Origin of the sequence: Microscilla marina ATCC 23134 (assembly GCF_000169175.1) — a bacterium.
Classification (GTDB): domain Bacteria; phylum Bacteroidota; class Bacteroidia; order Cytophagales; family Microscillaceae; genus Microscilla; species Microscilla marina.
Map to the genome: position 1 here is coordinate 73,540 of NZ_AAWS01000037.1, position 23,250 is coordinate 96,789.

Genomic DNA, 23,250 nt, shown 5'->3' on the forward strand with positions numbered 1-23,250 from the left:
TTTTTTAGTTTGCTTAAAACTCTACAGATTATTCGTTACCAAATGAAAACCTGTTTAGGGCATCATTGACTTGTTCTGGAGAGATGTCTTGTTGTTCAAAAAATCGCTGAGCAAGTTTGTAGTTAATGAGTTGTGCAAAGCCATTTAATATAAAATGCCTTGTTATTTTCCCTTTTCCTCCTCCCAGTTGTGCAATCCACTCAATAGTTTTATCCTGAGTAAGCTGATCCTCTATTTCATAAAAGTAGCCTGCGACAAAGTAAATGAGAGAAATAAGGTTTTTAACCACATTGTAGTCAGGTATCCTGTTATCTTCCCAACCTAAAACCTCCTTACAAAACTTAAATACCCCTTCAATCTTGGCTCTCTTGCAGTATAACTCAAACACCATTTGCGCCATTTGAAGCTGATCAACCTGCATATTGGTGATAAGCAACATGGGGTTTTTAAAAATATTCCGTCCAGCACGGTCAAAAAAGCGAATCTTTACTACACTATATATCCTACCTTTGATTTCTACTTCGTTCCACTCAAAAACCCCCTTTGCATCCTGATAGGTCTTGCCCTGTAAAGTCATTTTCTGATAATGAACTTCATCCCCTTGAAAAAACTGCTGATGCCTCAGTTTGATGTTCTTTTCCTTCCCGCTACTACACACTTGTAATTCATTGGAGACCCTATTGAGCTTGCTGCGAACTACAAACAGGTTACCCAAATCCGTTTCATGTTCAAATACCTCCGTATCATCGAAACCTCGGTCATATACATCTACAATGACAGCATTGGGATTAGAAGCACGAATTTGCCCAGTAATTTGACTGGTATGATCCTTGACCAAGCTCTTGAGGTTATAACCTTGCCCCGAAGTAAGAGCTAACTTTATTTCTTTTGCCCTATTTTGATCCTTAAGCTTATTATCTTCATAAAGCCGAAGCTCCTCTACCTTTAAATAGTTAGCGTCGGTTGTGCTGTAGGGGCTACACCTAAGCAAACGAAGGTTTTTGCCACGAATGTCGACACAAGCACTGCTCAGGGAACGGTAGCCATTAATCAGTTTTTTGTCCAAGTCCAATACTTTACACAGGTGGTCAGCCTCTTGGCTATATTTTTTGCGAATGTCACTGGGATCATGCAATACTACTACATAGTCCTTATCCTTGAAATATTCGCTATTGTTCGCCAACAAGCTAATGTTGAGCTTTTCACTATCCAAAACTGTTTTTAAGCTGCCATCCAACATACGGTGATTTCTTGTGTATTCATTTGTGTCTTCGGAAATAGTATAAAGGTTACTCTTCTTCGTAGAAATTAGCTTTTCTATCAAAGAGGAAGCGTTTTTTTTACTTGGGTTTGACCCAACTGAGCTAGTAATGACTCACAATAAGCAGGTAAAGTAGGCATTTTTGACCCTAAATTTAAAACATTTGCAACTCTTCCCTAATCTGTAGAGTTTTCAGTAGTTTGTTAATATTATTTTTATAAAAAATGCTCATGTTTTTACCATAGCTTATAATTTCGTCGCGCATTAATGAGTGTTTAGTCATATCTGATTGACTTACTAGGTGTGCCCGAAGCACTTGCCGTACTTTTTTGTGCATTTCAAGCCTGTTAGTATCTATAAAAGAATAGGTATCGGCAAGGTCTTTAAACGTTAATTCTGTTGCCTTATCATCATTAGTTTTCCAAAGAATAGATAATACTCCTACGTTCCAGGTACGTAGCATTGCCAAGTGAAATATCTTTTGCAGATCACTTTTAGGACTATGTTTAATAAAGCGCTCAATCAATCCTTGAATCACCATTTGGTGAGTTTTGCTGTAGCGTTGTAAACTGATGGTAAGGTCACTAAAATTGATAATTTTATTTTTTAGTAAATACAAGGAGTCTTTCACGACTAGGGGTATTCCTTTGGTGTGTTCATTTAGTGATTTTATTTGTGTTTCAGTAAGTTTTACCCCTATCTCAATAGCTAAATCCTGTGTGTTCTGATAGGTAAACAAAAGATTTTCTAAGTGCTGGAAATGTAATAATGTTTCGGGCAAACTATTACGATACTCTTGTGTATGGTTGTTTTTTTCACAAACAATAGTTGTTATTCCTGTAAAATCTTCGGCGTAAATCGTGGAAAGAAAGTGGTCGCGTAACCATATATTAAGGTCTTTGCTATTAATTATTTCATAGTTATCGATGGCCAGTAACAAAGGGTAAGCTTTAGAAGCCTCCTGCAAGCAAAAAACCAGTGATTTGACAAGTTCTTTCTCTGAAAACTCGTATAAATACAAATCTTGATCTTCTAAGATGTCTTTTTTGCGCAACCATGCAAGTGTTGTTTCTTGTGTTTTACTTTCAGTAATGCTAATTTCACTTTCAGTTAGTGGAACCAAACTGCTTTTTGAGCCTCTTGGGGGCAATTCAAGCTCGGTGAAATCTACAGTTTCCGAAATGTTAATTGCCCAGTCTTTATTGGCTTTTTTAAGGGTTTCTACTTTATCTTCTACTGCCTGAATCTGCTGTTTGGTTTGGTAATAGTAGCTGAAATGTTCATGAATGCCTAATTCTTTAGTTGTAAAAATATCTGCAAGAGCATCCATCATTTTTACTCTTGTGCTAGGTAATACACTTTTGCGATCGTAGTAGTTCTCCCAGTTGATATAAATTGTTTTTATTTTAGAACGTTGGGCTTGCGCTACTTTCTCTGCTGCATCAAGGTAGGCCTGGAGGAGCGACGTTTTGCCAAAACCATCTTCTCCGTATAATAAAAACACTTGTGCATAGGAGGCTTCTCTTTTCTTCTTTGCAAAAGGATTTAGAGAAAAACCACTTTTTTTGAATTGCTTCGTAAAGTGTTCTTGAAAACGTACAATCTGTTTTTGTCTTCCGACAAAAACTTCAGGATGAGCCATACCAAACTAGATTTAATAACTTTGTCCAATATAGAGAATCTGACATTTTTTTCCAAAGAGACCTGTATAGAGAAAAATAGTGTTTGGGTACTTTTCTTATGGGTGAATAATAACAAATGAGGGGTTGTGGATGACGATGAGTTACACCAAGAGCTAACTAAACTAAGGTGAAGCTGTATAATTTTTGATTGTTGAATGATAGTTTAAATATTTCGGTTTGTGTAGGTTTAATAAGACATTAAACCTCGTTTGAAACTCCTCAAAGCCTAAAAAATGATACATAGGCGTGGGTATTTCAAAGATGAGTTTTTGTTTTGCCTTGTGAGTATCGTCTTCACGGCACTGTAAATAAATAATGCCATCTTGCATTGTAGTATTACCTGTAAGGTATTGCCAATTCTCTTGCTCCCAGTTTAAAACCCAAGCTTCAAGCTCATTTTTCGGTTTTAAATAAAACCTACCATCAATTTCATCTGCCCGATCTCCTGTATTTATTGTGAGTGAATGTTTTTCTCTGGTTAAATAAAGCAACCCTTTATGAATAAATGCATCAGTGTTTTGACCATTTATTGTCCCGAAGCCATTACACTCATTAAGAGGTGCTTTAAGGTACCCTGTGGTAGTATTGCCGTAGTAACAAGCCCATTCAATGTTCATGTTTGCACCCAAATCGTTTAGGATGTAATCTCGTAGCCCAATGGATGAAAGATAACCATTTACTATGATATGGAGGTTTTGGGGTAGTGTAATTTTAAAGGTTTTTTTATACAACCATAAGGCATGGGCTATTGGTAAGGGTTGTCCTGCCAGTATAACTTCTGTATTGGTTTTGCTGGCCAACAGGAGTGCATGACTAGCATTGATTAGCTTACCCCTGGTTTCTATCAACACGGTATTTTTTTCAGTTGATTGATGCTTATTAAAAGTAGCAAAAAGTTTTTTGGGTGAGAAAGTGCTGTCTGTTTCTTGTTGCAAATAGTCTTTGTTTAAGAGAATATTGATAATTGTTTGTATTTGATTTTGCTCTTGAACTTTTATGCCCCAGTGAAAGTCTGACATAAAAGGTTGTTTACTTTCAACAAAAGTGGCAGCAGTAGTTGTGTCCAATCTTGTGGGGAGTTTGCTTATGATATGGTGTCTCAATTCTTTGTCAATCACTTTCGTTTGACTATATTTTTTTCGGCGGAAGTTTAGAATGCCTAATCTTAACATAAATGTGCAATTTTATGAACTAAAGGTTCAGCGGTTGAGAATGTATTATATAAGTTGGAATGGGTATGTTGCTCAGATATTTTAATGATGCCCTTCAAGCAATTGGTTACTTTATGAAGGTTTAACTCACGCTAACCAGCAAGCTTACACTCGCTTTTTATGGAGTCAATAGTGCTGTGCAACTTTTTTAGGTTACAAATATAGGTTTTGTGAAAGGACGATGTAAGCGTATAAACACTGGGTTTTTAAAAATAAGGGTTTATAAGGAGCTAAAGGAAGTAGGCACTATAAAGTTCTCAATCTACAGAGGGGAAGTAAGGGTAGTTGAGGTTCAAGTATTGTGTATTTAGTATTTGGCAAAAGAGCTGTACTATATTCTAATAAGGCAGGTTTTGCCAGCAATATATTTGCAAAAAAAAACAACGGCAAGGTTTCTCAGAATCCTTGCCGTTAGAACTTGTTTAAATTTTCGCATTTAGCGTGATTTCCGATGAACTGTGTTCTCAGGGAATAGCTTGGTTATGATTCACATTACTTATTGTCCACCGTTTACACGAATCATTTCCGACAATATTTGACCGCCATTCTGTAAGAACACATCCCGGTTTTCTTTCTTATGTAGCTTCTTATCGCGTGCTTTGCGTTCCTGCTCTTTTTTATCCCACTCTGCTTTTTTGGTAAGCCTTATTTTTTCATTCAAAGACACTACCGTACGTTTGCGTTCAACCCTTATTTCTTTAATATCACTTAACAATCGCTGTAAATCTTCGTCAGTTTTCAAACGTTGTTGGTAATATTGTCGGAGCTTGTCTTTCATTTTGGGTGTAATATGATTAGTAGCCGCAAAACTAGCCGACTTTATTTCGTCCCAAGGTAAAGCACTGGGTTGAGAGCTTTCGCCTACTTCGTTGCTTAGGTATACTGACGGCAACTTAATGTCAGGAGTGACCCCTTGGTTTTGGGTACTACTTCCTGTAATTCTATAATACTTAGCCAAGGTTAAATTCAATTGTCCTGCTTTTTTTGTTTTATCTTGAACAAACCTGTCCAGATTAATTACATTTTGTACAGTACCTTTACCATAAGTTTGCTCACCTATAATTATCCCCCGGTTATAATCTTGAATAGCACCTGAAAAAATTTCTGAGGCTGAGGCACTATAGCGGTTTACCAATACTCCCAAAGGACCAGCGTAAACCTGCTCTTTGTTTTTATCTTTTAGCTCCTCTATTTTTCCACGTGAGTCACGTACTTGTACCACTGGTCCTTCCTTGATAAACAAACCAGTCAAGTCAACCGCTTCTTTGAGCGATCCACCACCATTATAGCGTAAATCGATCAAAATGCCATCTACTTTTTCTTTTTGTAGCTCTTTTATCAAACGACGTGTGTCATTACTGGTGCTTGCATAATCTTTTTGCCCTGCTTGATAAGCGTCAAAATCAAGGTAAAATGAAGGAATGTGAATAACCCCTATTTTGAATGCTTTGCCGTTGTGGTCAAGTTTGATAATTTTTTTAGAAGCCTTTTGTTCTTCAAGTTTTATTTTATCCCGTACTATACGTAACACCTGAGGCTCACTATCAGTTGTAGCATCATGTTTAAGTAATTTTAACCTTACTATAGAACCTTTAGGTCCACGTATTAGCTGTACTACTTCATCTACTCGCCAGCCTACTACATCAATAAATTCTTTCTTATCACCTTGGGCTACTCCTATTACTTTATCATTGGGGTGCAACGCTTTAGTTTTAAAAGCAGGTCCACCAGGGCGTACCGAGCGTATAACAGTGTAGTCTCCCTCAGTACTCAATACAGCACCTATACCTTCAAGAGATTTACTCATTCTGATCTTGAAATTGTCAGATGATATAGGCGAAAAGTAGTTGGTGTGAGGATCGTAAGTTTCAGATAAAGCATTCATGTATATTTGAAAAACATCTTCTGCCGTGTATTGTATGACATTTTTTTTATAGTTTTCAAATCGTCTTTTCAACAACTTACGTATTTCAGTATCTTTCTTTTTGCTTAGGCGTAAGCCTAAAAACTGGTGCTTAAGCATTTTGTCCCACACCTTATCCAGCATAGCTTTAGAACTGCTCCATTCGGCATTGTCACGATTTGTCTCGTATGATTCATCTTTAGTAAAATCAAAATCTTTTTGAATGGTTTGAAGATTTTTTTTGATACGACTTAGGAAGCGCGTGCGAAAACGATTAAATATTTTATAGGCTACATCTACTTTACCCACTTGCAAGTCATCGTCAAGGTAGTAGCGGTATTTCTTAAATTCTTCGATGTCAGATTTTAAGAAATAGAGCTTGCTATTGTCTAGCGACTTGATGTAAGAGTTAAACATGACTACCGACAATGAATCGTTGAATTTCATTTGACGGTAATGATGAAAATTGATGATACCGCTTACAATGCGGGCTTTTTGGGTATGAATTTTTTCTGGTTTAAGTTTTTTAGAAGAGTCTCTTGGGTCAATATTGTGGCCAAATTGACTTGGTGGTGTATAAAATACAAAACCTGCGATAATCACCAAAAGTGATAAGAATATTATGGCTTTTTTCATATTATAATGATGGTTATACAAATCTCACTTTATTATTTGGGTTAAAAAATATATATACGCATTGTGCTGGTGCATAGATGTGTTGCTATCTCTACAATCTTGTATCTATTTTTATTATTGATGTAAGTAAGCAGAGAACAAACAACAATAAAATGATGTAAATACCCTGTTAGAATATTTGCCTTATTAACGGGCAACAGGTGTGATGGGTTATAAGTCTGATGCCTGGTTTGCCAAACTAAGATAGTACTTTTCATGTAGTTTGTGTATAGCTTTTGGGTAAAACCCCTTTATCAACAGTGTAAAAAGCAGAAAATAACCAAACCAACCTCCGAAAAAAGTTTTTTGACCTTACTCAAATGTCCACTGCCTGTTGGTTGTTCTAGCATAAAACCCCCAAACGATCGTTTAAGATGTACAAGTTTTATCCCTAGTTTTGGAAAGTTTTTAATATATTTGATTATAAACCTATCAGTAAAGCATTATTATCATTGAGGTATGTCTCATATCAAATGTGATTCATTTTCTGTAAAATATCATTTTTATGAAAGACTATTATCAAATTTTAGACATACCATCAAGTGCTGATATTGAAGCAATCAAAAGTGCCTATTATAACCTAGCAAAAAAATTCCACCCTGACAAAAACACACGCAATCCTTATTACTCCGCCGATAAGTTTAGAGAAATACAAGAAGCGTATCGCATATTATCAAATGAACAGGAAAAAGCAACGTATGATCAGCATTTTATTTATTTGCAGGCACTACAATTAAGGCACCTCACACGTGATCGCCGTAATGTGAAACCACACTCCAAACAACAACCACCCTCTCCTCAATCGGCCGAAATGCCCCAAACCTCTGCTGAGAGATTTGACATGTTTAGAAGTGCATTCCTTAAGAAACAAAAGGAGATTCACCAACAATACCAAGAAGAAAAAGCCAAAGAACAACAGGATCAGAAAAAAAGCTTTCAAGAAGCTTTTAAACGCAACCAAGCCAAGCTTCGTGAAGAACAAGCAATGTACACTAAGCCAGTAGATGAAGTAGCAAAAGCCCAAAAAAGAGGCAAACAAGTGACAATTATTGTGGTAGGTATGTTGGTAGTTTGGCTTGTTATTATCTTCCTTATCTTAAACGATATGGTATAGTTAATCTTTGATATATTTCAATGCTTTATAATTTTTTAACAGAATAGCCTTTTATTTAATGCTGTTATACCTCTTTAAACCCATAGTTAGTATTTATATACTAATTCTATTGCACCCTTTCGGGGAATATGATAACTTTGGAAATAAATAAAAATTATTGAACACTACACCTCCCCAAATACACACCAATGATGTCAGCAAATAATCAAGCACTTATTCAAACATTTTATGAGGCATTTAGCAAGCTCGATTACAAAACAATGAATACTTGTTATGCTAGTGATGCTACTTTTTCAGATTCAGCATTTAAAAATCTGACTAGTAAACAAACCCAGGCAATGTGGCATATGTTGTGTAGTCGTGCCAAAGATTTTACACTCACCTTTAAGGATGTAGAGGCAAGCGAGTCAACCGGGAGTTGTCACTGGGAACCCATTTATACCTTTTCATCTACTGGGCGCAAAGTACACAATAAAATAGAGGCAAAGTTTTGGTTTCAGGATGGGAAAATTATTCAACATGAAGATTTCTTTCCTTTTTATCGCTGGAGCCAAATGGCTCTGGGACCTATGGGATACTTGCTGGGGTGGTCTTCATTTTTGCAAAATAAAGTGCGTAAAACAGCCCTGATTAGCTTACACAGTTTTATCAAAAAGCACCCCGAATACCAGGAAAAATAAAACCCCTGAGTTAGTTTAGTCAGGGGCTTAACAAATGAATATACTAATCTTGTGATTGTTCCTGCACCTCTGTTCCGTTTTTAGGTGGAGGAGGGGCAGGGCTGGTAGTAGTGGCTGCGGGTGCTATCGACTTACGTACACTTAATAGTTTATTGAATAATTCATACCAAAAGGGAGCCCCTAAAGATACTGCCATTGCGGTAACTAACCAGCCAAATACTTTGTGTATGATTGCCCAAAAGTCACTAGTGGTTTCTTTTGCTTTGGTCTTGTTCCAGCCTATAGGCAATGGTTTAAGTAGTGCATAGTTTTTTCCAATATCTTTTACAGTGTTTTGCACTACCCGTTGAATGGTACTATCAGTGGTGGTGCTACCTTTAGGGTTTGTCTTATAATTTTGCATAGTAGCCAAAAACTCCACTGCTTGATTAGGGTTTTGCCATAAGGTCTTACCTATATAAAAAGTATCTACATTAAACGCAGCTGCTATGAGCAAACCATACAAAAACATCAATAACTTTACCTTACGACGGTACCAGTCGCGCAGGTGGTCTACCGAATTGGTGTAAAAATCTTCAATTTCTTGTTTGAAAGCCTCAACATTATTTTGAGACCTGTCTATAAACTCCAGCAGTTTTGCTTTGAACTTCCCCTGAATCATTTCTATCTCATTTTTTTCAAGTTTGATCTTCAGTTGATTCAAAAAATTATGTTCATCATGGTTATTGATTTGTTCCTTCAAAAACTGCATCATAGCCAGTACAAAGTTTTTGGGAGGGATATACTTAGGAAATTTATCTGCTTTACTCCTGAGAGAGTCTATAAAAGGGGTATCAATGATTTTTTTTAAGCAATTTTGCCAGTCAGGATCTACTTCCTTGGAGGACTCTTGGGTAATATCTTTAGCAGTAACTGTTTGGTCATTGTCAGACTTATAAAACAGGTTAAAAAGCGAGTTTTTGAGCATATTACCTCGCATATTCAGCACATTGGATATACCCTCATTGATAGAAGACACCATGAGGGCAAGAATAAAGTAGGTAAATGCCAACGCAATGACAATATCCAGGGTGGCAGTGTTTAACATAATGATTTAGTAAAGTTTTGATTGATAGTCAGAGTATATACACAAAGATATTATTTCTGGTTAATTATAGGGTGTATGCCAGAAAATTGTTCAGAGGTTTGGTAACCTTAAGTGAGTTTAGTGGAACCTTAAACAGGGGTTTGTTGGATATTGACGGGTATTTGTATAAAAATTTACCTTTTTACCCTTTTCATCGTTTAACATACTGACAGGAATTATTGAATATAAAAAAATAAAATGATGAAAAAACTACTATTAACCACCATTTGCTTGTTGATCATTACTACTTTTGGCGCTTTTGCCCAAACTGTATTTAAGGTAGGGAGTAAATACGATGCCGATATTAAAGTATTTGCGGTAAACAGTAAGTATGATGCCGATTTGGTAGTATATGAAGTAAAAAGTAAATACGATGCTGATAAAGACGGGCGATGGTTTTTTACAAACTCGAAATATAATGCTAAAAAGAAGGTCTTTTTTGTGAAATCGAAATATGATGCTGACCTCAAAGTATATTTTGCATCAAGCAAGTACGATGCTGGATGGCGTAATCGCTCTAAACAGCACTTGTTAAAATAATTGAAAACTGTTTGAAGATAAATATAAGGTAAAGCTGAGCTTTGCCTTTTTTGCTTAAGCAGGGCGTTTTGACTGATGAATAATGATTGTTGCTTAACTGTTAGATGCGTTTATTGGTAGTAAGGAGCATCACTACTCTTGTTCTTTACTCTCAAAATAAGCCCTAATCAAGTTTGCTTTAGCCTTGCCTACTACTTTTGCAATTTCTTGTGTTGATGCCTGCGCCACATTATTCACTGTTTTGAAGTGTCTGAGTAAACTGGTAATTGTTTTTTCTCCTACTCCTTCTATTGCTTCCAGTTCCGAGTGCAGACTATCATTACTTCTTTTATTGCGATGAAACTCAATAGCAAAACGGTGTGCCTCGTCCCTTACTTTTTGTAATAATTTAAGTGCAGGTGACTTTTTACTAATGTGCAAAGGAATACTATCTTCTGGGAAATAAATCTCTTCCAGCTTTTTGGCAATACCGATGATGGTGATTTCGCCATACAAATCAAGTTCTTTTAATGCTTCACAAGCAGCACTCAATTGCCCTTTGCCACCATCTATTACAATCAATTGGGGTAACTCGGCTTTTTCGTACAATAACCTTTTATACCGTCGGTGGACAATCTCTTTCATCGATGCAAAGTCGTCTGGTCCCACGACTGTTTTGATGTTAAAGTGACGGTATCCCTTTTTGTAAGGAAAACCATTGCGAAAGAAAACCATAGATGCTACTGGGTAGATCCCCTGGATATTTGAATTGTCAAAACATTCGATATGACGCGGTAATTCTTTCATTCTGAGTACCTGTTGAAGCTCTTCCAATACCACTCTACTTTTGTCTTTGCCTTGGCGTAATAAACGTTGTTGAATTTTTTCTTTTTTGTAATACAGCACATTCTTTTGCGAAAGCGAGAGTAGTTTCTTTTTGTCACCAATCTTTGGAATAGTATTGGTAAACCGGTCATCACTGATATTAAGTGGCAGATTTGTTATAATCTCTGGAGCATTGCTTCCAATGGTATCGCGCAGGTTAAATGCTACCAAGGTCAAAATCTCTTCTTCGGTTTCGTCCAGTTTTTTAGCTATTTCTATACTTTGCGTGTGGATAATTGCCCCATTCTTAATCTTAAGGAAATTGACATAGGAATAGTTTTCATCTGAAATAATAGAAAACACATCCGTATCTATTACTTTGTTGGGGTTTACCACCAACGATTTGCTCTGAAACTTATCTAGTGAAGCAAGTTTTTGTTTTTGTGATTCGGCTTTTTCAAACTCCAGTTTTTCGGCGTAGGCAAGCATTTGCTCCTTGAGGTAAGTTTTTACAATATGAATATTACCTTTCATAATGTGCTTGGCGTGCTCCAGGTCTTTTAAATAGTCCTCTTCACTTTGCAAACCTTCGCAGGGTGCCTGGCAATTGCCTAAATGGTATTCCAGGCATAATTTAAATTTATTTTGTTGAATGTTTTCCTTTGACAAGTGCAAGTTGCAAGTTCTTATGGTGTATAGCTCTCTAATAAGTTCTACAATGGCATTCATTGCCTTTAAGTTGGTAAACGGACCGTAAAAACGTCCTTTGTTTTTTTCAAGTTTGCGTGTGACTACCAGTTTCGGAAAAGGTTCGTTGGTAATCAGTATATAAGGGTAGGTTTTATCATCTTTTAGCAGAATGTTATACTTAGGCTGATAGTTTTTTATTAGGTTATTTTCCAGCAATAAAGCATCAAATTCACTGTTTACAACGGTGTAGTCAACGTGGGCAATTTGCTTGACCAGGTTGATTGTTTTACGATTATGCTGAGCCGATTTGTTGAAATAGCTATTTACCCTGTTTTTCAGATTTTTGGCCTTGCCTACATACAGCAAAACATTATTTTTATCAAAAAACTTATACACTCCAGCATTAGTTGGGAGTTGTTTTAGGGTAGCTTCTATTTGGCTCATATTCTAAAGGTTGGACTGAGTTTGAGTGACCAATATAATTTGTTTTGTCAACAAAATAAAGCCTTCCGAAGTTCTTCCGAAGGCTTTCAAATAAAATAAAAAATGACTTACTTTATGCTTTTACCGACCAAAACTGATCAATCAGGTATTCGGCAATTTGTACTGCATTGGTAGCTGCACCTTTGCGTAGGTTATCAGCCACAATCCACATATTTAGTGTATTAGGTTGGGTTTCATCTCTACGCAAACGCCCTACAAACACTTCGTCTTTTCCGTGTGCATCCAATGGCATAGGGTACACATTATTTTGTACGTCGTCTTGCAAAACCACACCAGGTGTGTTAGCCATCAAGTCACGTACATCTTTCAAATCAAAGTCCTGCTCAAACTCCACATTTACCGCCTCAGAGTGCCCACCTACTACTGGAATGCGTACCGCAGTAGCTGTCACCTGAATGTTGTCATCCCCCATAATTTTTTTGGTTTCGTTCACCATCTTCATTTCTTCTTTGGTGTAGCCATTGTCAAGGAATACATCAATGTGAGGGAGCACATTTTTGTCAATAGCGTGAGGGTAAGCAGGTTCAGCTTCTTCACCTTTGCGTTCAGCCTCCATTTGGTTTACCGCCTTAATGCCTGATCCTGAAACACTTTGGTAAGTAGATACTACTATACGCTTTATTTTGTATTTTTTATGAAGGGGAGCCAAGGCTACTACCATTTGGATGGTAGAACAATTAGGGTTGGCAATGATTTTATCTTCTTTGGTAAGTAAACCAGCGTTGATCTCAGGAACAACCAGCTTGTGTTCTGGGCTCATTCGCCAAGCCGATGAGTTGTCAATGACTATAGTACCTACTGCGGCAAATTGGGGGGCAAACTCTAAAGAAATGCTACCTCCTGCTGAGAAAATAGCGATGTCAGGTTTGAGTTCAATAGCTGCCTTCATCCCTACTATGGTGTATTCTTTACCTTTGAAAGTAATCTTTTTACCTGCTGACCTTTCAGAGGCAACCGGAATCAATTCTGTGATTTGAACCTGGCGTTCTGCCAGTACTTTCAACATTTCGCCACCAACCAAACCAGTGGCGCCTACTACAGCTATTCTCATTGTATTATTATATTTAAATTTAGTGTTTGTTGTCAACAACAGCCAAATTACGCAAAAGCCAATGATTATAAAACTAAATATAGCTGTAGTTTGGGTGTAGCAAGGTTAAATTATAACATTATATTGAAATATTTTAAGTATTTGCAAGTTTATAACTGTAAAAATACTTTCCTAAACCTATCTTGATCTACCCCAATGGAAATATAAGTATTTGTGCCCTCTTGAGGTTCTGAACCCCATTTACCTCCTTTTTTAATCATTTTCACTTCTTTGAAAATACAAATATCAGGATCTATTGCCACGCAGGCAGCCAATGGATCGTGAAATTTTTTACCAGCCTTTTTCTTAGATAGATACAATTTCATTCCCTTGTAAATGAGCTCATAACCAAGGTGTAAGTGCCGTTGAGGAGTCAATAGCTCATGAAACTCCTCATTGTATACTACTCCATGACATACATTCTTAGAAACCAAAAAGCGGTCATTGATAGTTACATCGTTCAACATCTTGAGTGCTTCGTTGGGTGCTCCGTTAAAATTATAAGTAGGGCAAAACTGCATCCCATTAAACTTAGGCAAGCGATACATAGGAGGCACCACATTGTCGCCAGCAAACCCACCTTGGGCTACCCATGTTTCTATAGGTTGACTTACTTCCAATGCTCCAAAGTTTTTGAGTGGTGCTCCTGTGATGATCACCAAATCAGGGTAAGCCTCCAGTGTTTCTTTAATTATTTGATGCCCCTCTGCATCAGGTAGTTGATCATCAAAGTTGCCCAACCAACGCCTATGAAATAGCGACATGCAGTTTTTTTCATACTCAGGACGATAACTGCCCACAGGAATGGCGGCATGATTGGTTGCTTGCAATATATGGTGTACCAAACCTACTTGTTCGTTGGTGCCAGGTGTTACAGTTACTGCCCTCAAACTTACCAAAGGGTGGGCTATCAAAAAACAAAGGGTGACCGCATCATCTGGGTCACCCGTTTCCATATCAAATAAAACATTCATTTAGTCAAACTAATCATAATTACAATAGGCTACCACACCCATATGCTGGGCACAGTAAATCTGAACATACATTGGCTGAAGCTGTGAAAAAATGTTTTGCCAACAGCTTCAACTGTTTCTTAAGCTAACCAAAAGCCTGATTTTTAATGGCTTTTCGGCTAACCGTTTAGTTAATTGAAGAACCATAACATCATTACTTCCTTAACTTTATCCAACCTTTCAGTTTTTGTACCGAGTTGTTAGGGTCAAGCGTGATAAATTTTACTTTGGCAGAATAATAATACATACCAGATGGTAACACTTGGTCGGAGCCATTGCTACTACCATCCCAGTCAAGCATAATATTATCACTGATCTCAAATACTTTTACACCCCAGCGGTTATATACTTTAAACTCCACCGACTCAACAAAGCGTGGAGTAGGGAAGGGGCGAAACACATCGTTTTTACCATCCTTGTTAGGAGTTATAATATTAGGCAATTCATAGTACGTGCAGTTATCTTGACAAACAATATTACTTGGGTCACTTTCATTGTCTAGGCGATCGACTGCTGTAACATAATAACAGCCTGCCAGCGAAGTAAGGTTGGCATGTATATAACTCAGTTCGCCTTGAGTGAGACTTGTCAGCAGAGTAAAATCACCTTGGTTAGTAGGTCTGAAATACAATTTGTATTGTACTATATCATCGTCGCAACCAGCTGGTATATTAATAACAGGCGTCCAACTCAGGCTATTTTGCAACAAGGCCTGATCGTTAAAGCTTTCACATTTAATAGAGTCAATGGCAAGCCGTGGTGGACAAGGTGCGGTAGTATCGGTAGGTTGTGCACAGGCAACCTGTGATAAATTAGCTAAAGAATCAGGGTCAGCAATTTTTATGTCTGGGTTTGAGTAAGTACCCACTGTGAGAATATAATAACAGTACGTACTATCGGTATCTAGTTTACGGTCTTGGAAAGTACCCTTGTCAAAATATTCCAGTTTGTTTGAGCTACTCTGAGGCAATGAGTCTATCAGGTGAACAGCCCCTCCAGGGCTTGCCTGGCGATAAATCAAGTGTTTGATATTTGCCCAGGGCACATCATAAGTCCAGTTGAGTTTAATACTACTAGGAGCCGATACGGCAGTCAAGTCTACGCTGGATGCTAACTCAGAGTAATCGTCAAAAATAGGAGTGCCATTGTCTATATAAGCCAGTACTCTATAAGTATGCCCTGTGTCTAATGTATTGATATTTTGGTGAATGAACGAAGTATCAGCCGAAAGCGTCAATAACTTGGTTGAATCAGTTCGGGTAGAATCTTCTCCCCTAATGCCTACAAAATGGTATAAGTCATATTTGTAATTATCAGTAGAGTTTGCTACTGGCGGCTTAGTCCATTTGATCGTAATTTGTCCGGTAGTTGCGCTGGTCTGGTCTACTGTAACATTGGTAACAATAGGAATATCAAGTGGTAAACTCACACACACCTCTTGCGATGCCCGGCTTTGACCATTAGATGGCTCTGGGAATACTGCTGAAATACGATAACTGTATTTGAGCCCTTTTTTAAGCCTTTGGCTATCAGTAAAAGTAGTTTGACTGGCAGGCACCCTGCCTACCTCTTGATAACCTAGTCCAGCAGGCACTCCTACTTCGCAGAGTGGTTCCCAGGTAGAACAACCCTCCTTGCGCCAAATGATCAGTTCTTTGGCATTGGCGCAAATCAGACTGTAGTCTGACCAATTCAGGGTAATACTTCTGCCGGCAGGCGTAGCAGTAAGCCCCACCGGACGAGGCCCTACTACAGTGATACGCCAGGCTTTTACATCTACCAGAGGGCTTTCTATGGTAGGATTGTCTTCTGCCTTGAAAATGACCCGATAGGGTTGTTCCCTGATATTTTCGCAAGATGGTGTCCACCTAAACGTACCTTGGGGAATACCACCAGTTTGAAAGTTAGTAGGACCAAAGGTTGCCCTGGGGTTAAACCCAGACTCCAAAATACCACTCTCAGCAGTAATCCTGACTGGGTGTCCATCAGGATCATTTGCTCTAATCGTTTTGAGGATTTCACTGTTGGCTTCTACGCAAGTGTCTTGAGGCAGCAACAGCCGAGGACGTTCATTGTTACAGTCTAATACTATAATTTGCATATCTCGAACAATAGAGCCTATTTTTACCCCATTGCGCCACTCTTCCACCTTAAAGGCAATGTTATATTCTCCGGCAGCGCCAGGCGAATCCCACGTAAGTGTACCAGTAAAGGGGTCAATTCTAAAAAATGGGGTGCCGCCAGCTTCAGTTCTACCCCCAAATGAAGCGCTTGATGGGTCTGCATAGCCATTGACTACTTTCTCGATGTCTTGGTTGGGTACGGTAAGCGTAAACGAAAGGCTGTCACCGTCTGGGTCAAAAGCAGCAGGGTTGTGGGTGAATTTCTGCCCTACACAAGCCAAGTCAATTGGGTCAGCCAATAAGATGGGAGTGTCGTTTAAACCAACAAAAGGGTCTATTAAGAGCCTGGTTTCTACCGAAAAAGGAGTATCCACCGAGTTGATCATATTCAATACTCCAGCGTTGCGGTTTTCTTCTGCAAAGTAAATGGTATAAGCTTGTGGAGAAGGGTAAGTGTGTTCTATCACATAAATATTACGTGTAGTGTTGTTACCAATAGCTTCTTCGGTCACTCTTTGTACTTCTGCACTATTACCATCACCAAAAAACACATTAAGCGAAGGACTATCTGCATTGCCTTGTCCACGGTCCATGTAAATGGTAACAGTAATTCTATAGGTAAGGCTTACACTGGAGATACGTTCAGCAGTGATTTGCCCTGCTCTCAAGTGGGTTGCCTGTACCGAATAAGACACCAGCAACATAGTAAAAAGCAAGCCTAATGTGTAGGGTATATTTCTGAAATGATGTATTCTTTGCATATTTTGTTCTCTGTTATTTTAAGCTATTGGTCAAGTGCCCTGTATTAGTAACTGTCATTACTGCTCAAATACTCAACATTTGGTGAAAATAATGAAATATCTTGACAATTTTACTGGTAGTTGCTGTGCAGGCGAACTCTTTCCAGATATACTTTGCCAAAAACAGGATGAATAAAAAACAGGTTTTATACCAGAGGCTCCGGTCTGCATAACAAACAACCTTTGCAGGAAGTTTGAAAGGATGTGCGAAAACTCGTATTTGTATAAACAGTTTGAGTTACCTCAAAGCCTAAACCAGAGGCAGACAAGCGCTAAATATAGGTGCCATTGGCAAATATTCCTGTTTTTTCTTTAAAAGGCTGAACTGACTGCAAAAGAGACGTAAAGCCAGTAACATATCCCCTATAAAAGGTTAGGGCTGTTCAGAGAAATATTATCTATTCTCTTTTCAGTCTTTTTTTTGCTTTTTTTAGAAACCATTGACTCAGGTCTGGACTTTCCATCATTTCTACTATAATCAAAAGATAGATGTCTTCCAAAAAGAGTTTTTTGGCTCTTTTATATGTTTTGATGGCATTTTTTTGTTTAAAAATAAGGATCATCATTGCTGCAATAAGCTTTACATAAATCATTACTTTTATAGCATTCAGATCATTACAAACAAAGTGTGTAAGGTTCATTTCTTGTTTTAAAAACCTGAAAATCACTTCTATATCCCATCTCATCAAGTAAACCTGAGCCACCACTTCTGCGGGTAAATCCCAAAGATTGCTCAGGATAAAAAGGTGCTTCCCCGTTTCCTTAACTCTAAACTCTATCAACCTAAACTCATGCTCCATTGAATTGGTAGGTTGTCCACGCTCAAATAATTGTACAACACTGTCTTGTATAAAGTCTAAATCAGGGTGGTGGCGATCTAGGAGCTGATGAGGACGATTCACCTGATAACGGGGCTTTTTACCTATATTGGTCACAAACTGTATAGATGCTTCATCAAAATCTTTAAACTTACGACGCCCTTTCAAACCATTATCAAAAACTATAATATCTTGGGAGCTGTGTTTTCCCAGATTAATTTGTTCTTGCAAGGCGGTTTCTTCACTTAAATGAGCCTGATCTTGATGGAAACTCACACGGAGACCAAAACCATCAGTGTGCTCAGTAGTCAGTTTTACTTGAAATTTATTTTTAGATGTATTACCTACTTTCATTCCTTGTAATAAATGACCAAATACCTTAATCAAAGTAGAGTCGTAACGTTTGATATGGTAATCAAGAAGCTTTTTCTCTCCATATAAAGCATGAGCTTCTGCAAAAAAATGTTCATATACCTGCTCGATAAAAGGAAGCTTGATATGCCGCAAACGTTCCCGAATACCAGTCCAACCAGCCATTTGTTCGACCATCTCAGATGAAAAACTTTGAAATATAGGATTGCTCATCTCAGATGATATTTCCCGAAGGCTAAGACGCTCATTGTTTAACACGCTGTATAGCAGTAGCTTAATAAATAGTTTGCCTGGTAATTTGCTTACCCACTTATCTACATCAGTAGACTGACTTAAGTTATCAAGCAAATCATCAGGTAGAAGGGAAAATAAATCCGAAACGCTAACTTTACCCATAAATTTAGATATAAGGAGAATGAAGATGAACCAATCAATATATGTTAAAAAATTTCTCTGAACACTCCTAAAAAGGTTGGGAATCGGGGATAATTTTGTATATCAAACAACTATTTACGTGCTTTGGGTATTATTTAGTAAGCATATAGTTTTTGACTGAAGCAAGGGGGCTAAATCTTGCTTGTTATATTATGAATTTACTGTTCAAACATTCCCTTATTGGGGAATGAATTGAATAGATTTAATGGTACATTATTTATGATTAGTTTTCCTAATGCTAAAATAAACCTGGGGCTCAATATTATAGAGAAGCGCTCAGATGGTTTTCATAACCTGGAGTCCTGTTTTTACCCTACAGGGTGGACAGACATACTCGAAATACTGCCCGCCAACCAGCTATTATTCGAATCAACCGGTATACCTATCCCTGACAACGGCAACGAAAATCTTTGTCTTAAGGCGTATCACTTATTGAGTGCCGATTTTGACCTGCCACCTGTGCACATTCATTTACACAAAATTATTCCTATTGGTGCAGGTTTAGGAGGAGGCTCTGCTGATGCTGCATTTACCATTAAAACCCTGAACGACCTGTTTGAACTCAAGCTTACTGCCATTGTAATGCAAGATTATGCCCGCCAATTGGGCAGCGATTGTGCTTTTTTTATTGAAAATGTACCTAAGTATTGTTTTGGTAAAGGTGACCAGTTCAAAGAAATTGACATCAAGCTTAAAGACAAGTTTTTGGTATTGGTATACCCCAACCAACATGTGTCTACTGGTGAGGCGTATGCAGGTATTTGCCCTATGGAGGCAACCGATAACCTACAGGAGGCATTGCAACTTGAAGCAAATGTTTGGAAGCAAAAAGTTAAAAACGATTTTGAACCACAGGTTTTTACCAAGTACCCCCATATAGCCGCCATCAAAACTAAGTTGTATGAGCAAGGGGCTTTATATGCCAGCATGACAGGGTCAGGGTCTACTTTGTTTGGTATATTCGACCAAGTTGTTACTCCCGATTTTTCGCCAGCATACACAGTATATAGTCAGCCTTTATCTATCTAAATTTTTATCTCTATGAGTCATCAGCCCAAACCCTCCGTTTTTCCGGCAAGCATTTACAAGTACCAGACTGGTGAGTTGGTTCAATCGCCCGATTTGTTGGCAGTAGAAGAACCACTAGAGATTCAATTGAATTTTATTGCCAACGACGAAATCACCGAACGCAAAGTATCGGTAACTATGCGTACTCCTGGGCACGATTTTGAGCTTGCTACAGGCTTTTTGTTTAGCGAAGGTTTGATCAAATCACCCAAAGACATTATCAGAATAAGGCATTGCGAAAGCATGAAAAAACCTGAAGAACGGGGCAATGTGGTAAAAGTCACTTTACGCCCCCATGTAAAAGTAGATTTGCAAAGGCTTGAGCGTCAGTTTTATACCAACTCTAGTTGTGGGGTTTGTGGTAAAACCTCTATCGAGGCCATTCAGCTTACTGGTTGTCCCAACTTGCCCATAGATGCCCCAATAATAACGGCTGATATTTTGCTTGGCTTGCCTACAAGTTTGCGAAACCAACAAATGGTTTTTGAGCACACAGGTGGGTTGCATGCGGCAGCTCTATTTGATAACAAAGGGCACCTTTTGGCAATGCGTGAAGATGTAGGTAGGCACAATGCCATGGACAAGTTGGTAGGAAGTCAATTAGACAATGCAGAAGTGTTTCATCGTTCTATTGCTTTGTTAAGTGGTAGGTTGAGCTTTGAATTGGTACAAAAAGCTTTGACCGCTGAGATTCCCGTAGTAGCGGCGGTAGGAGCACCCTCAAGTCTGGCGGTACAGCTTGCCCAAAGCTATGGTATGACACTGGTGGGTTTTTTACGCAATGAACGATTCAATGTATATACCCACCCCACACGTATACAGATGTGATTTTTTAGCAAAAATCGCGTAAAACGCCTATTAGATAAACCGAGATTTAGCGAACTTGTAAACCTTCCGAATAAAGTTCGGAGGGCTTTACCTTTTCAGCTAATTTTAAATAACTCTAAGCGTTTTTGAAAACCAGGCAGTTAGCTTGTTCTTTTTCTTGCAAACCCTTGGTGGTTTTGAGCTTTTTCCTTGAAAGGTGTATATTGTAGTGATGTTTAAACACAAAGAAAAAATTTTATGGTTGGCTGGTGCCATTGCTTTTGTAGCAGGGGTCATCATTTTTGCCTTCAAGGGCTGGGATGTAGCCGAACCCTGGACTTTTATTCTGAGTGGAGGCATTCCTATGCTACTGCTGGGTGTCTATCTTTTTGTGCTCAAAAAACCTTCTGTACCCGAGCAATCCTTTGGTATTATTGAAGCAAACAATCAAACTCCAACCATAAAACCTTTGACAATGACCTACGAAGAAATTAAAAACCTGATTAATGAAGGAGATTATGTAACTACCTTTGACGAACTGGACAAGGTGCGTGATCGAATGCCCAACCATCTTAAGCCCAATTATGCCCAGCTAAAGGCTACTTTTACTCAAGGAAAAGATGATGTAAACTATGCCCAACAATTGACAGTATTTGCTAGTCAACTAAAGAGTATCTTAACTGTTGATGAAGATGCCTCTGTCAACCCGCCAATTTCGGGCAATAGTGGGCGTACTGTTCATACTACCAATTATTTTGAAGATACAGGTACTGTAAACCTTGACCAACGCACCAATCCCAAAGACTCTGAGTAAACTATGCGCGAGATAAATAGCCAAAACTATTTCGAGAACACCGAAAACGTGTACATCCATCAACATGCCTCCAAATTCAAAGAGTATTTGTTTGTGGTGGTACTCACCCATACCCAACAATACTGGGTAACTAACCCCTCGGCTATAGTAGATGTGCCTACTGGCAACTATGGCAATGAGCTCAAGCATTGGAAGCCTTTCGGCGAAGCAACAACCATCAGTGGGTTATTGGATGAATTTAGCCGCTTGTCTGAAATAAACTTAAAGGTGTGTTACTTGGACGAATCCTGTATTAACCGTGCCATTAGAAGGCAAGCCAAAGGGCTCAAAGACAGAATGGTGTTGGTGGCTGATCCTTTTTCTTTGGTGGCAACCAATAACAACCAGTTTGCTAAAGTGTTTGACGAAACCGCCCACAATAACATCAAGGCTTGCCTGGTGCCTCTTTGTGTTACATCATCTACCAAGACACGTGGTGTAGCTACCCGTAATATCAAAGCTGTATTTGAAGATCTATGCCACGGTTGGGAACAAGAGTTTTTTAAAAGTTATGTGCACGTAGAATTGGATGTTCCCAGTAAAATTCATTTTTTTAGGCGTTTATCCAACATTGCCTTCTATAGGGGCATAGGCGACAAAGAAAACCTGGCACGCTTTGAAGCTACCACTCAAAAGTTTGAAAACAAACCATCACTAGGGGATTTATAAATGGGGACTATATTTACTTTCTATTCATACAAAGGCGGCGTGGGGCGCACCCATTTACTGGCAAACCTTGCCGCGTATTTGTGCTATTATCGCAAGCGCAAGGTATTGATGATAGATTGGGATTTGGAGGCGCCTGGTTTACACTTTTACTATGATAAAACTGATCAAACCATAGAAAGTAAGGGTTTACTGGATTTGTTTAACGCCCACATTGCCAAAGTACGAAGCATAGAGACTGATACTTTTAGCGAACAAGACTTTATTGCCCCCGATGGTACCTACATTAGCCCTTTGGTACAAGCCGACAATGGGGGCGTTATAGATTTGATGCCTGCCATAGATTACCGTCAGGAAGGTTTTCACGGGCAAGTAGATGATTTTGACTGGGTGGAGTTTTATGACAAGTTTGAAGGCGGCAGCTATTTGCTCTGGTTTAAAGAACAACTTAAGCAACAATATGATTATGTGCTGATAGACAGCCGCACGGGTTTTAACGACTATTCGGGGATTTGTAATGTGCTCATGCCTGATATGAACATTATTTTGGTGGCACCCAACCAACAAAACTTTGATGGAGCCAAGCAAATGGCTATGCGAATAGTAGAAGCAAAATATACTCAGGAAAAGAAGCGTAAACCTTTTATATTGCCCGTATTGTCTAAAATAGACGAATCATATGGCAAGGTAAGCGACCAATGGAAAAAACGTTTTGTAAATGCTTTTGCTTTTACTATAGATTTGCTAGACCATGACCTAAAAATGGTGAGCAAAGACGTATTGGAAATGATTGCCTCACGTACCACCCTTAGCTATAATGCCGACTTTGCCTTGGGTGAACCTATTCACTTTGAGCCTACCGCCGAAAGGGTGAGTGAAGGCTCTTACCTCAAGCATTTTGAAAATATAGCGGTCAACTTCTTAGAGGAAATGCACCAACAAGGTGACATAAGCCTGAGTAAAATATTTGCGTATGCTTTGTTGGACGTTTTTCAGCGAAATGTAGAAATGAACC

At 38.5% G+C, this 23,250-nt stretch carries 18 protein-coding genes; 8 read left to right on the forward strand and 10 right to left on the reverse strand.

Features of this window, described 5'->3' with window-relative positions:
- Positions 1-28: 28 nt before the first annotated feature.
- From M23134_RS26370 to M23134_RS26385, 4 genes are all read right to left on the reverse strand, one after another.
- The gene (locus M23134_RS26370) at positions 29-1,324 is read right to left on the reverse strand and encodes a transposase (RefSeq protein WP_157558661.1); all 1,296 of its coding nucleotides are present in this window, start codon (positions 1,322-1,324) and stop codon (positions 29-31) included.
- A gap of 91 nt (positions 1,325-1,415) precedes the next feature.
- Positions 1,416-2,903 carry a hypothetical protein gene (locus M23134_RS26375; protein ID WP_002701454.1) on the reverse strand — a complete coding sequence of 496 codons (1,488 nt, stop codon included), beginning with the start codon at positions 2,901-2,903 and terminating at the stop codon, positions 1,416-1,418.
- A 162-nt stretch (positions 2,904-3,065) separates the two neighbouring features.
- Positions 3,066-4,115, reverse strand: coding sequence for a hypothetical protein (locus tag M23134_RS26380; protein WP_002701455.1), 1,050 nt, complete (start codon positions 4,113-4,115; stop codon positions 3,066-3,068).
- A gap of 535 nt (positions 4,116-4,650) precedes the next feature.
- Positions 4,651-6,693 (reverse strand): carboxy terminal-processing peptidase, encoded by a 2,043-nt coding sequence (locus M23134_RS26385; protein WP_002701457.1) that lies wholly within the window; start codon positions 6,691-6,693, stop codon positions 4,651-4,653.
- Positions 6,694-7,237: 544 nt separating this feature from the next.
- On the opposite strand from M23134_RS26385, the gene M23134_RS38930 reads away from it, so the two are divergent.
- The gene (locus tag M23134_RS38930) at positions 7,238-7,846 is read left to right on the forward strand and encodes a J domain-containing protein (protein ID WP_002701458.1); all 609 of its coding nucleotides are present in this window, start codon (positions 7,238-7,240) and stop codon (positions 7,844-7,846) included.
- A gap of 188 nt (positions 7,847-8,034) precedes the next feature.
- Positions 8,035-8,526: a nuclear transport factor 2 family protein gene (locus M23134_RS26395; RefSeq protein ID WP_232296838.1), complete on the forward strand. Its 492-nt coding sequence runs from the start codon at positions 8,035-8,037 to the stop codon at positions 8,524-8,526.
- Positions 8,527-8,569: 43 nt separating this feature from the next.
- Here the strand turns inward: M23134_RS26395 and M23134_RS26400 are convergent, their stop codons facing one another.
- Positions 8,570-9,613, reverse strand: a complete 1,044-nt coding sequence (locus M23134_RS26400) for a hypothetical protein (RefSeq protein WP_002701460.1) — start codon at positions 9,611-9,613, stop codon at positions 8,570-8,572.
- Positions 9,614-9,850: 237 nt separating this feature from the next.
- On the opposite strand from M23134_RS26400, the gene M23134_RS26405 reads away from it, so the two are divergent.
- Positions 9,851-10,192 carry a DUF6150 family protein gene (locus M23134_RS26405; RefSeq protein WP_002701462.1) on the forward strand — a complete coding sequence of 114 codons (342 nt, stop codon included), beginning with the start codon at positions 9,851-9,853 and terminating at the stop codon, positions 10,190-10,192.
- 132 nt (positions 10,193-10,324) lie between these two features.
- Here M23134_RS26405 and uvrC read toward each other — a convergent pair whose 3' ends face one another.
- From uvrC to M23134_RS26430, 5 genes are all read right to left on the reverse strand, one after another.
- The gene (gene uvrC / locus M23134_RS26410; RefSeq protein ID WP_002701463.1) at positions 10,325-12,130 is read right to left on the reverse strand and encodes an excinuclease ABC subunit UvrC; all 1,806 of its coding nucleotides are present in this window, start codon (positions 12,128-12,130) and stop codon (positions 10,325-10,327) included.
- A 112-nt stretch (positions 12,131-12,242) separates the two neighbouring features.
- A complete protein-coding gene (locus M23134_RS26415) occupies positions 12,243-13,241 on the reverse strand; it encodes an aspartate-semialdehyde dehydrogenase (protein WP_002701464.1) in 999 nt (332 codons plus the stop codon).
- Positions 13,242-13,390: 149 nt separating this feature from the next.
- Positions 13,391-14,254, reverse strand: a complete 864-nt coding sequence (locus tag M23134_RS26420; RefSeq protein ID WP_002701465.1) for a nucleoside hydrolase — start codon at positions 14,252-14,254, stop codon at positions 13,391-13,393.
- Between the two features lie 193 nt (positions 14,255-14,447).
- Complete coding sequence (locus M23134_RS26425) at positions 14,448-17,177, reverse strand: T9SS C-terminal target domain-containing protein (protein ID WP_002701466.1); 2,730 nt, start codon at positions 17,175-17,177, stop codon at positions 14,448-14,450.
- A 437-nt stretch (positions 17,178-17,614) separates the two neighbouring features.
- Positions 17,615-18,802, reverse strand: coding sequence for an IS4 family transposase (locus M23134_RS26430; RefSeq protein ID WP_002701467.1), 1,188 nt, complete (start codon positions 18,800-18,802; stop codon positions 17,615-17,617).
- 258 nt (positions 18,803-19,060) lie between these two features.
- Between M23134_RS26430 and ispE the strand changes: the two genes are divergently transcribed.
- From ispE to M23134_RS26455, 5 genes are all read left to right on the forward strand, one after another.
- The gene (gene ispE / locus M23134_RS26435; RefSeq protein WP_002701468.1) at positions 19,061-19,870 is read left to right on the forward strand and encodes a 4-(cytidine 5'-diphospho)-2-C-methyl-D-erythritol kinase; all 810 of its coding nucleotides are present in this window, start codon (positions 19,061-19,063) and stop codon (positions 19,868-19,870) included.
- A 12-nt stretch (positions 19,871-19,882) separates the two neighbouring features.
- Positions 19,883-20,737: a formate dehydrogenase accessory sulfurtransferase FdhD gene (gene fdhD, locus M23134_RS26440; protein ID WP_002701469.1), complete on the forward strand. Its 855-nt coding sequence runs from the start codon at positions 19,883-19,885 to the stop codon at positions 20,735-20,737.
- Between the two features lie 211 nt (positions 20,738-20,948).
- Positions 20,949-21,530: a DUF308 domain-containing protein gene (locus tag M23134_RS26445; RefSeq protein ID WP_002701470.1), complete on the forward strand. Its 582-nt coding sequence runs from the start codon at positions 20,949-20,951 to the stop codon at positions 21,528-21,530.
- 3 nt (positions 21,531-21,533) lie between these two features.
- Positions 21,534-22,238 carry a hypothetical protein gene (locus M23134_RS26450; RefSeq protein ID WP_002701471.1) on the forward strand — a complete coding sequence of 235 codons (705 nt, stop codon included), beginning with the start codon at positions 21,534-21,536 and terminating at the stop codon, positions 22,236-22,238.
- Positions 22,239-23,250: ParA family protein (locus M23134_RS26455; protein WP_045114376.1), on the forward strand; the 1,012-nt coding region annotated here is incomplete at its 3' end.

What these genes read in the sequence shown, in the direction of transcription:
- M23134_RS26375 (WP_002701454.1), bottom strand. Translation starts at nt 2,903, where the DNA reads ATGGCTCATCCTGAAGTTTTTGTCGGAAGACAAAAACAGATTGTACGT.
- M23134_RS26380 (WP_002701455.1), bottom strand. Translation starts at nt 4,115, where the DNA reads ATGTTAAGATTAGGCATTCTAAACTTCCGCCGAAAAAAATATAGTCAA.
- M23134_RS26385 (WP_002701457.1), bottom strand. Translation starts at nt 6,693, where the DNA reads ATGAAAAAAGCCATAATATTCTTATCACTTTTGGTGATTATCGCAGGT.
- M23134_RS38930 (WP_002701458.1), top strand. Translation starts at nt 7,238, where the DNA reads ATGAAAGACTATTATCAAATTTTAGACATACCATCAAGTGCTGATATT.
- M23134_RS26395 (WP_232296838.1), top strand. Translation starts at nt 8,035, where the DNA reads ATGATGTCAGCAAATAATCAAGCACTTATTCAAACATTTTATGAGGCA.
- M23134_RS26400 (WP_002701460.1), bottom strand. Translation starts at nt 9,613, where the DNA reads ATGTTAAACACTGCCACCCTGGATATTGTCATTGCGTTGGCATTTACC.
- M23134_RS26405 (WP_002701462.1), top strand. Translation starts at nt 9,851, where the DNA reads ATGATGAAAAAACTACTATTAACCACCATTTGCTTGTTGATCATTACT.
- uvrC (WP_002701463.1), bottom strand. Translation starts at nt 12,130, where the DNA reads ATGAGCCAAATAGAAGCTACCCTAAAACAACTCCCAACTAATGCTGGA.
- M23134_RS26415 (WP_002701464.1), bottom strand. Translation starts at nt 13,241, where the DNA reads ATGAGAATAGCTGTAGTAGGCGCCACTGGTTTGGTTGGTGGCGAAATG.
- M23134_RS26420 (WP_002701465.1), bottom strand. Translation starts at nt 14,254, where the DNA reads ATGAATGTTTTATTTGATATGGAAACGGGTGACCCAGATGATGCGGTC.
- M23134_RS26425 (WP_002701466.1), bottom strand. Translation starts at nt 17,177, where the DNA reads ATGCAAAGAATACATCATTTCAGAAATATACCCTACACATTAGGCTTG.
- M23134_RS26430 (WP_002701467.1), bottom strand. Translation starts at nt 18,802, where the DNA reads ATGGGTAAAGTTAGCGTTTCGGATTTATTTTCCCTTCTACCTGATGAT.
- ispE (WP_002701468.1), top strand. Translation starts at nt 19,061, where the DNA reads ATGATTAGTTTTCCTAATGCTAAAATAAACCTGGGGCTCAATATTATA.
- fdhD (WP_002701469.1), top strand. Translation starts at nt 19,883, where the DNA reads ATGAGTCATCAGCCCAAACCCTCCGTTTTTCCGGCAAGCATTTACAAG.
- M23134_RS26445 (WP_002701470.1), top strand. Translation starts at nt 20,949, where the DNA reads ATGTTTAAACACAAAGAAAAAATTTTATGGTTGGCTGGTGCCATTGCT.
- M23134_RS26450 (WP_002701471.1), top strand. Translation starts at nt 21,534, where the DNA reads ATGCGCGAGATAAATAGCCAAAACTATTTCGAGAACACCGAAAACGTG.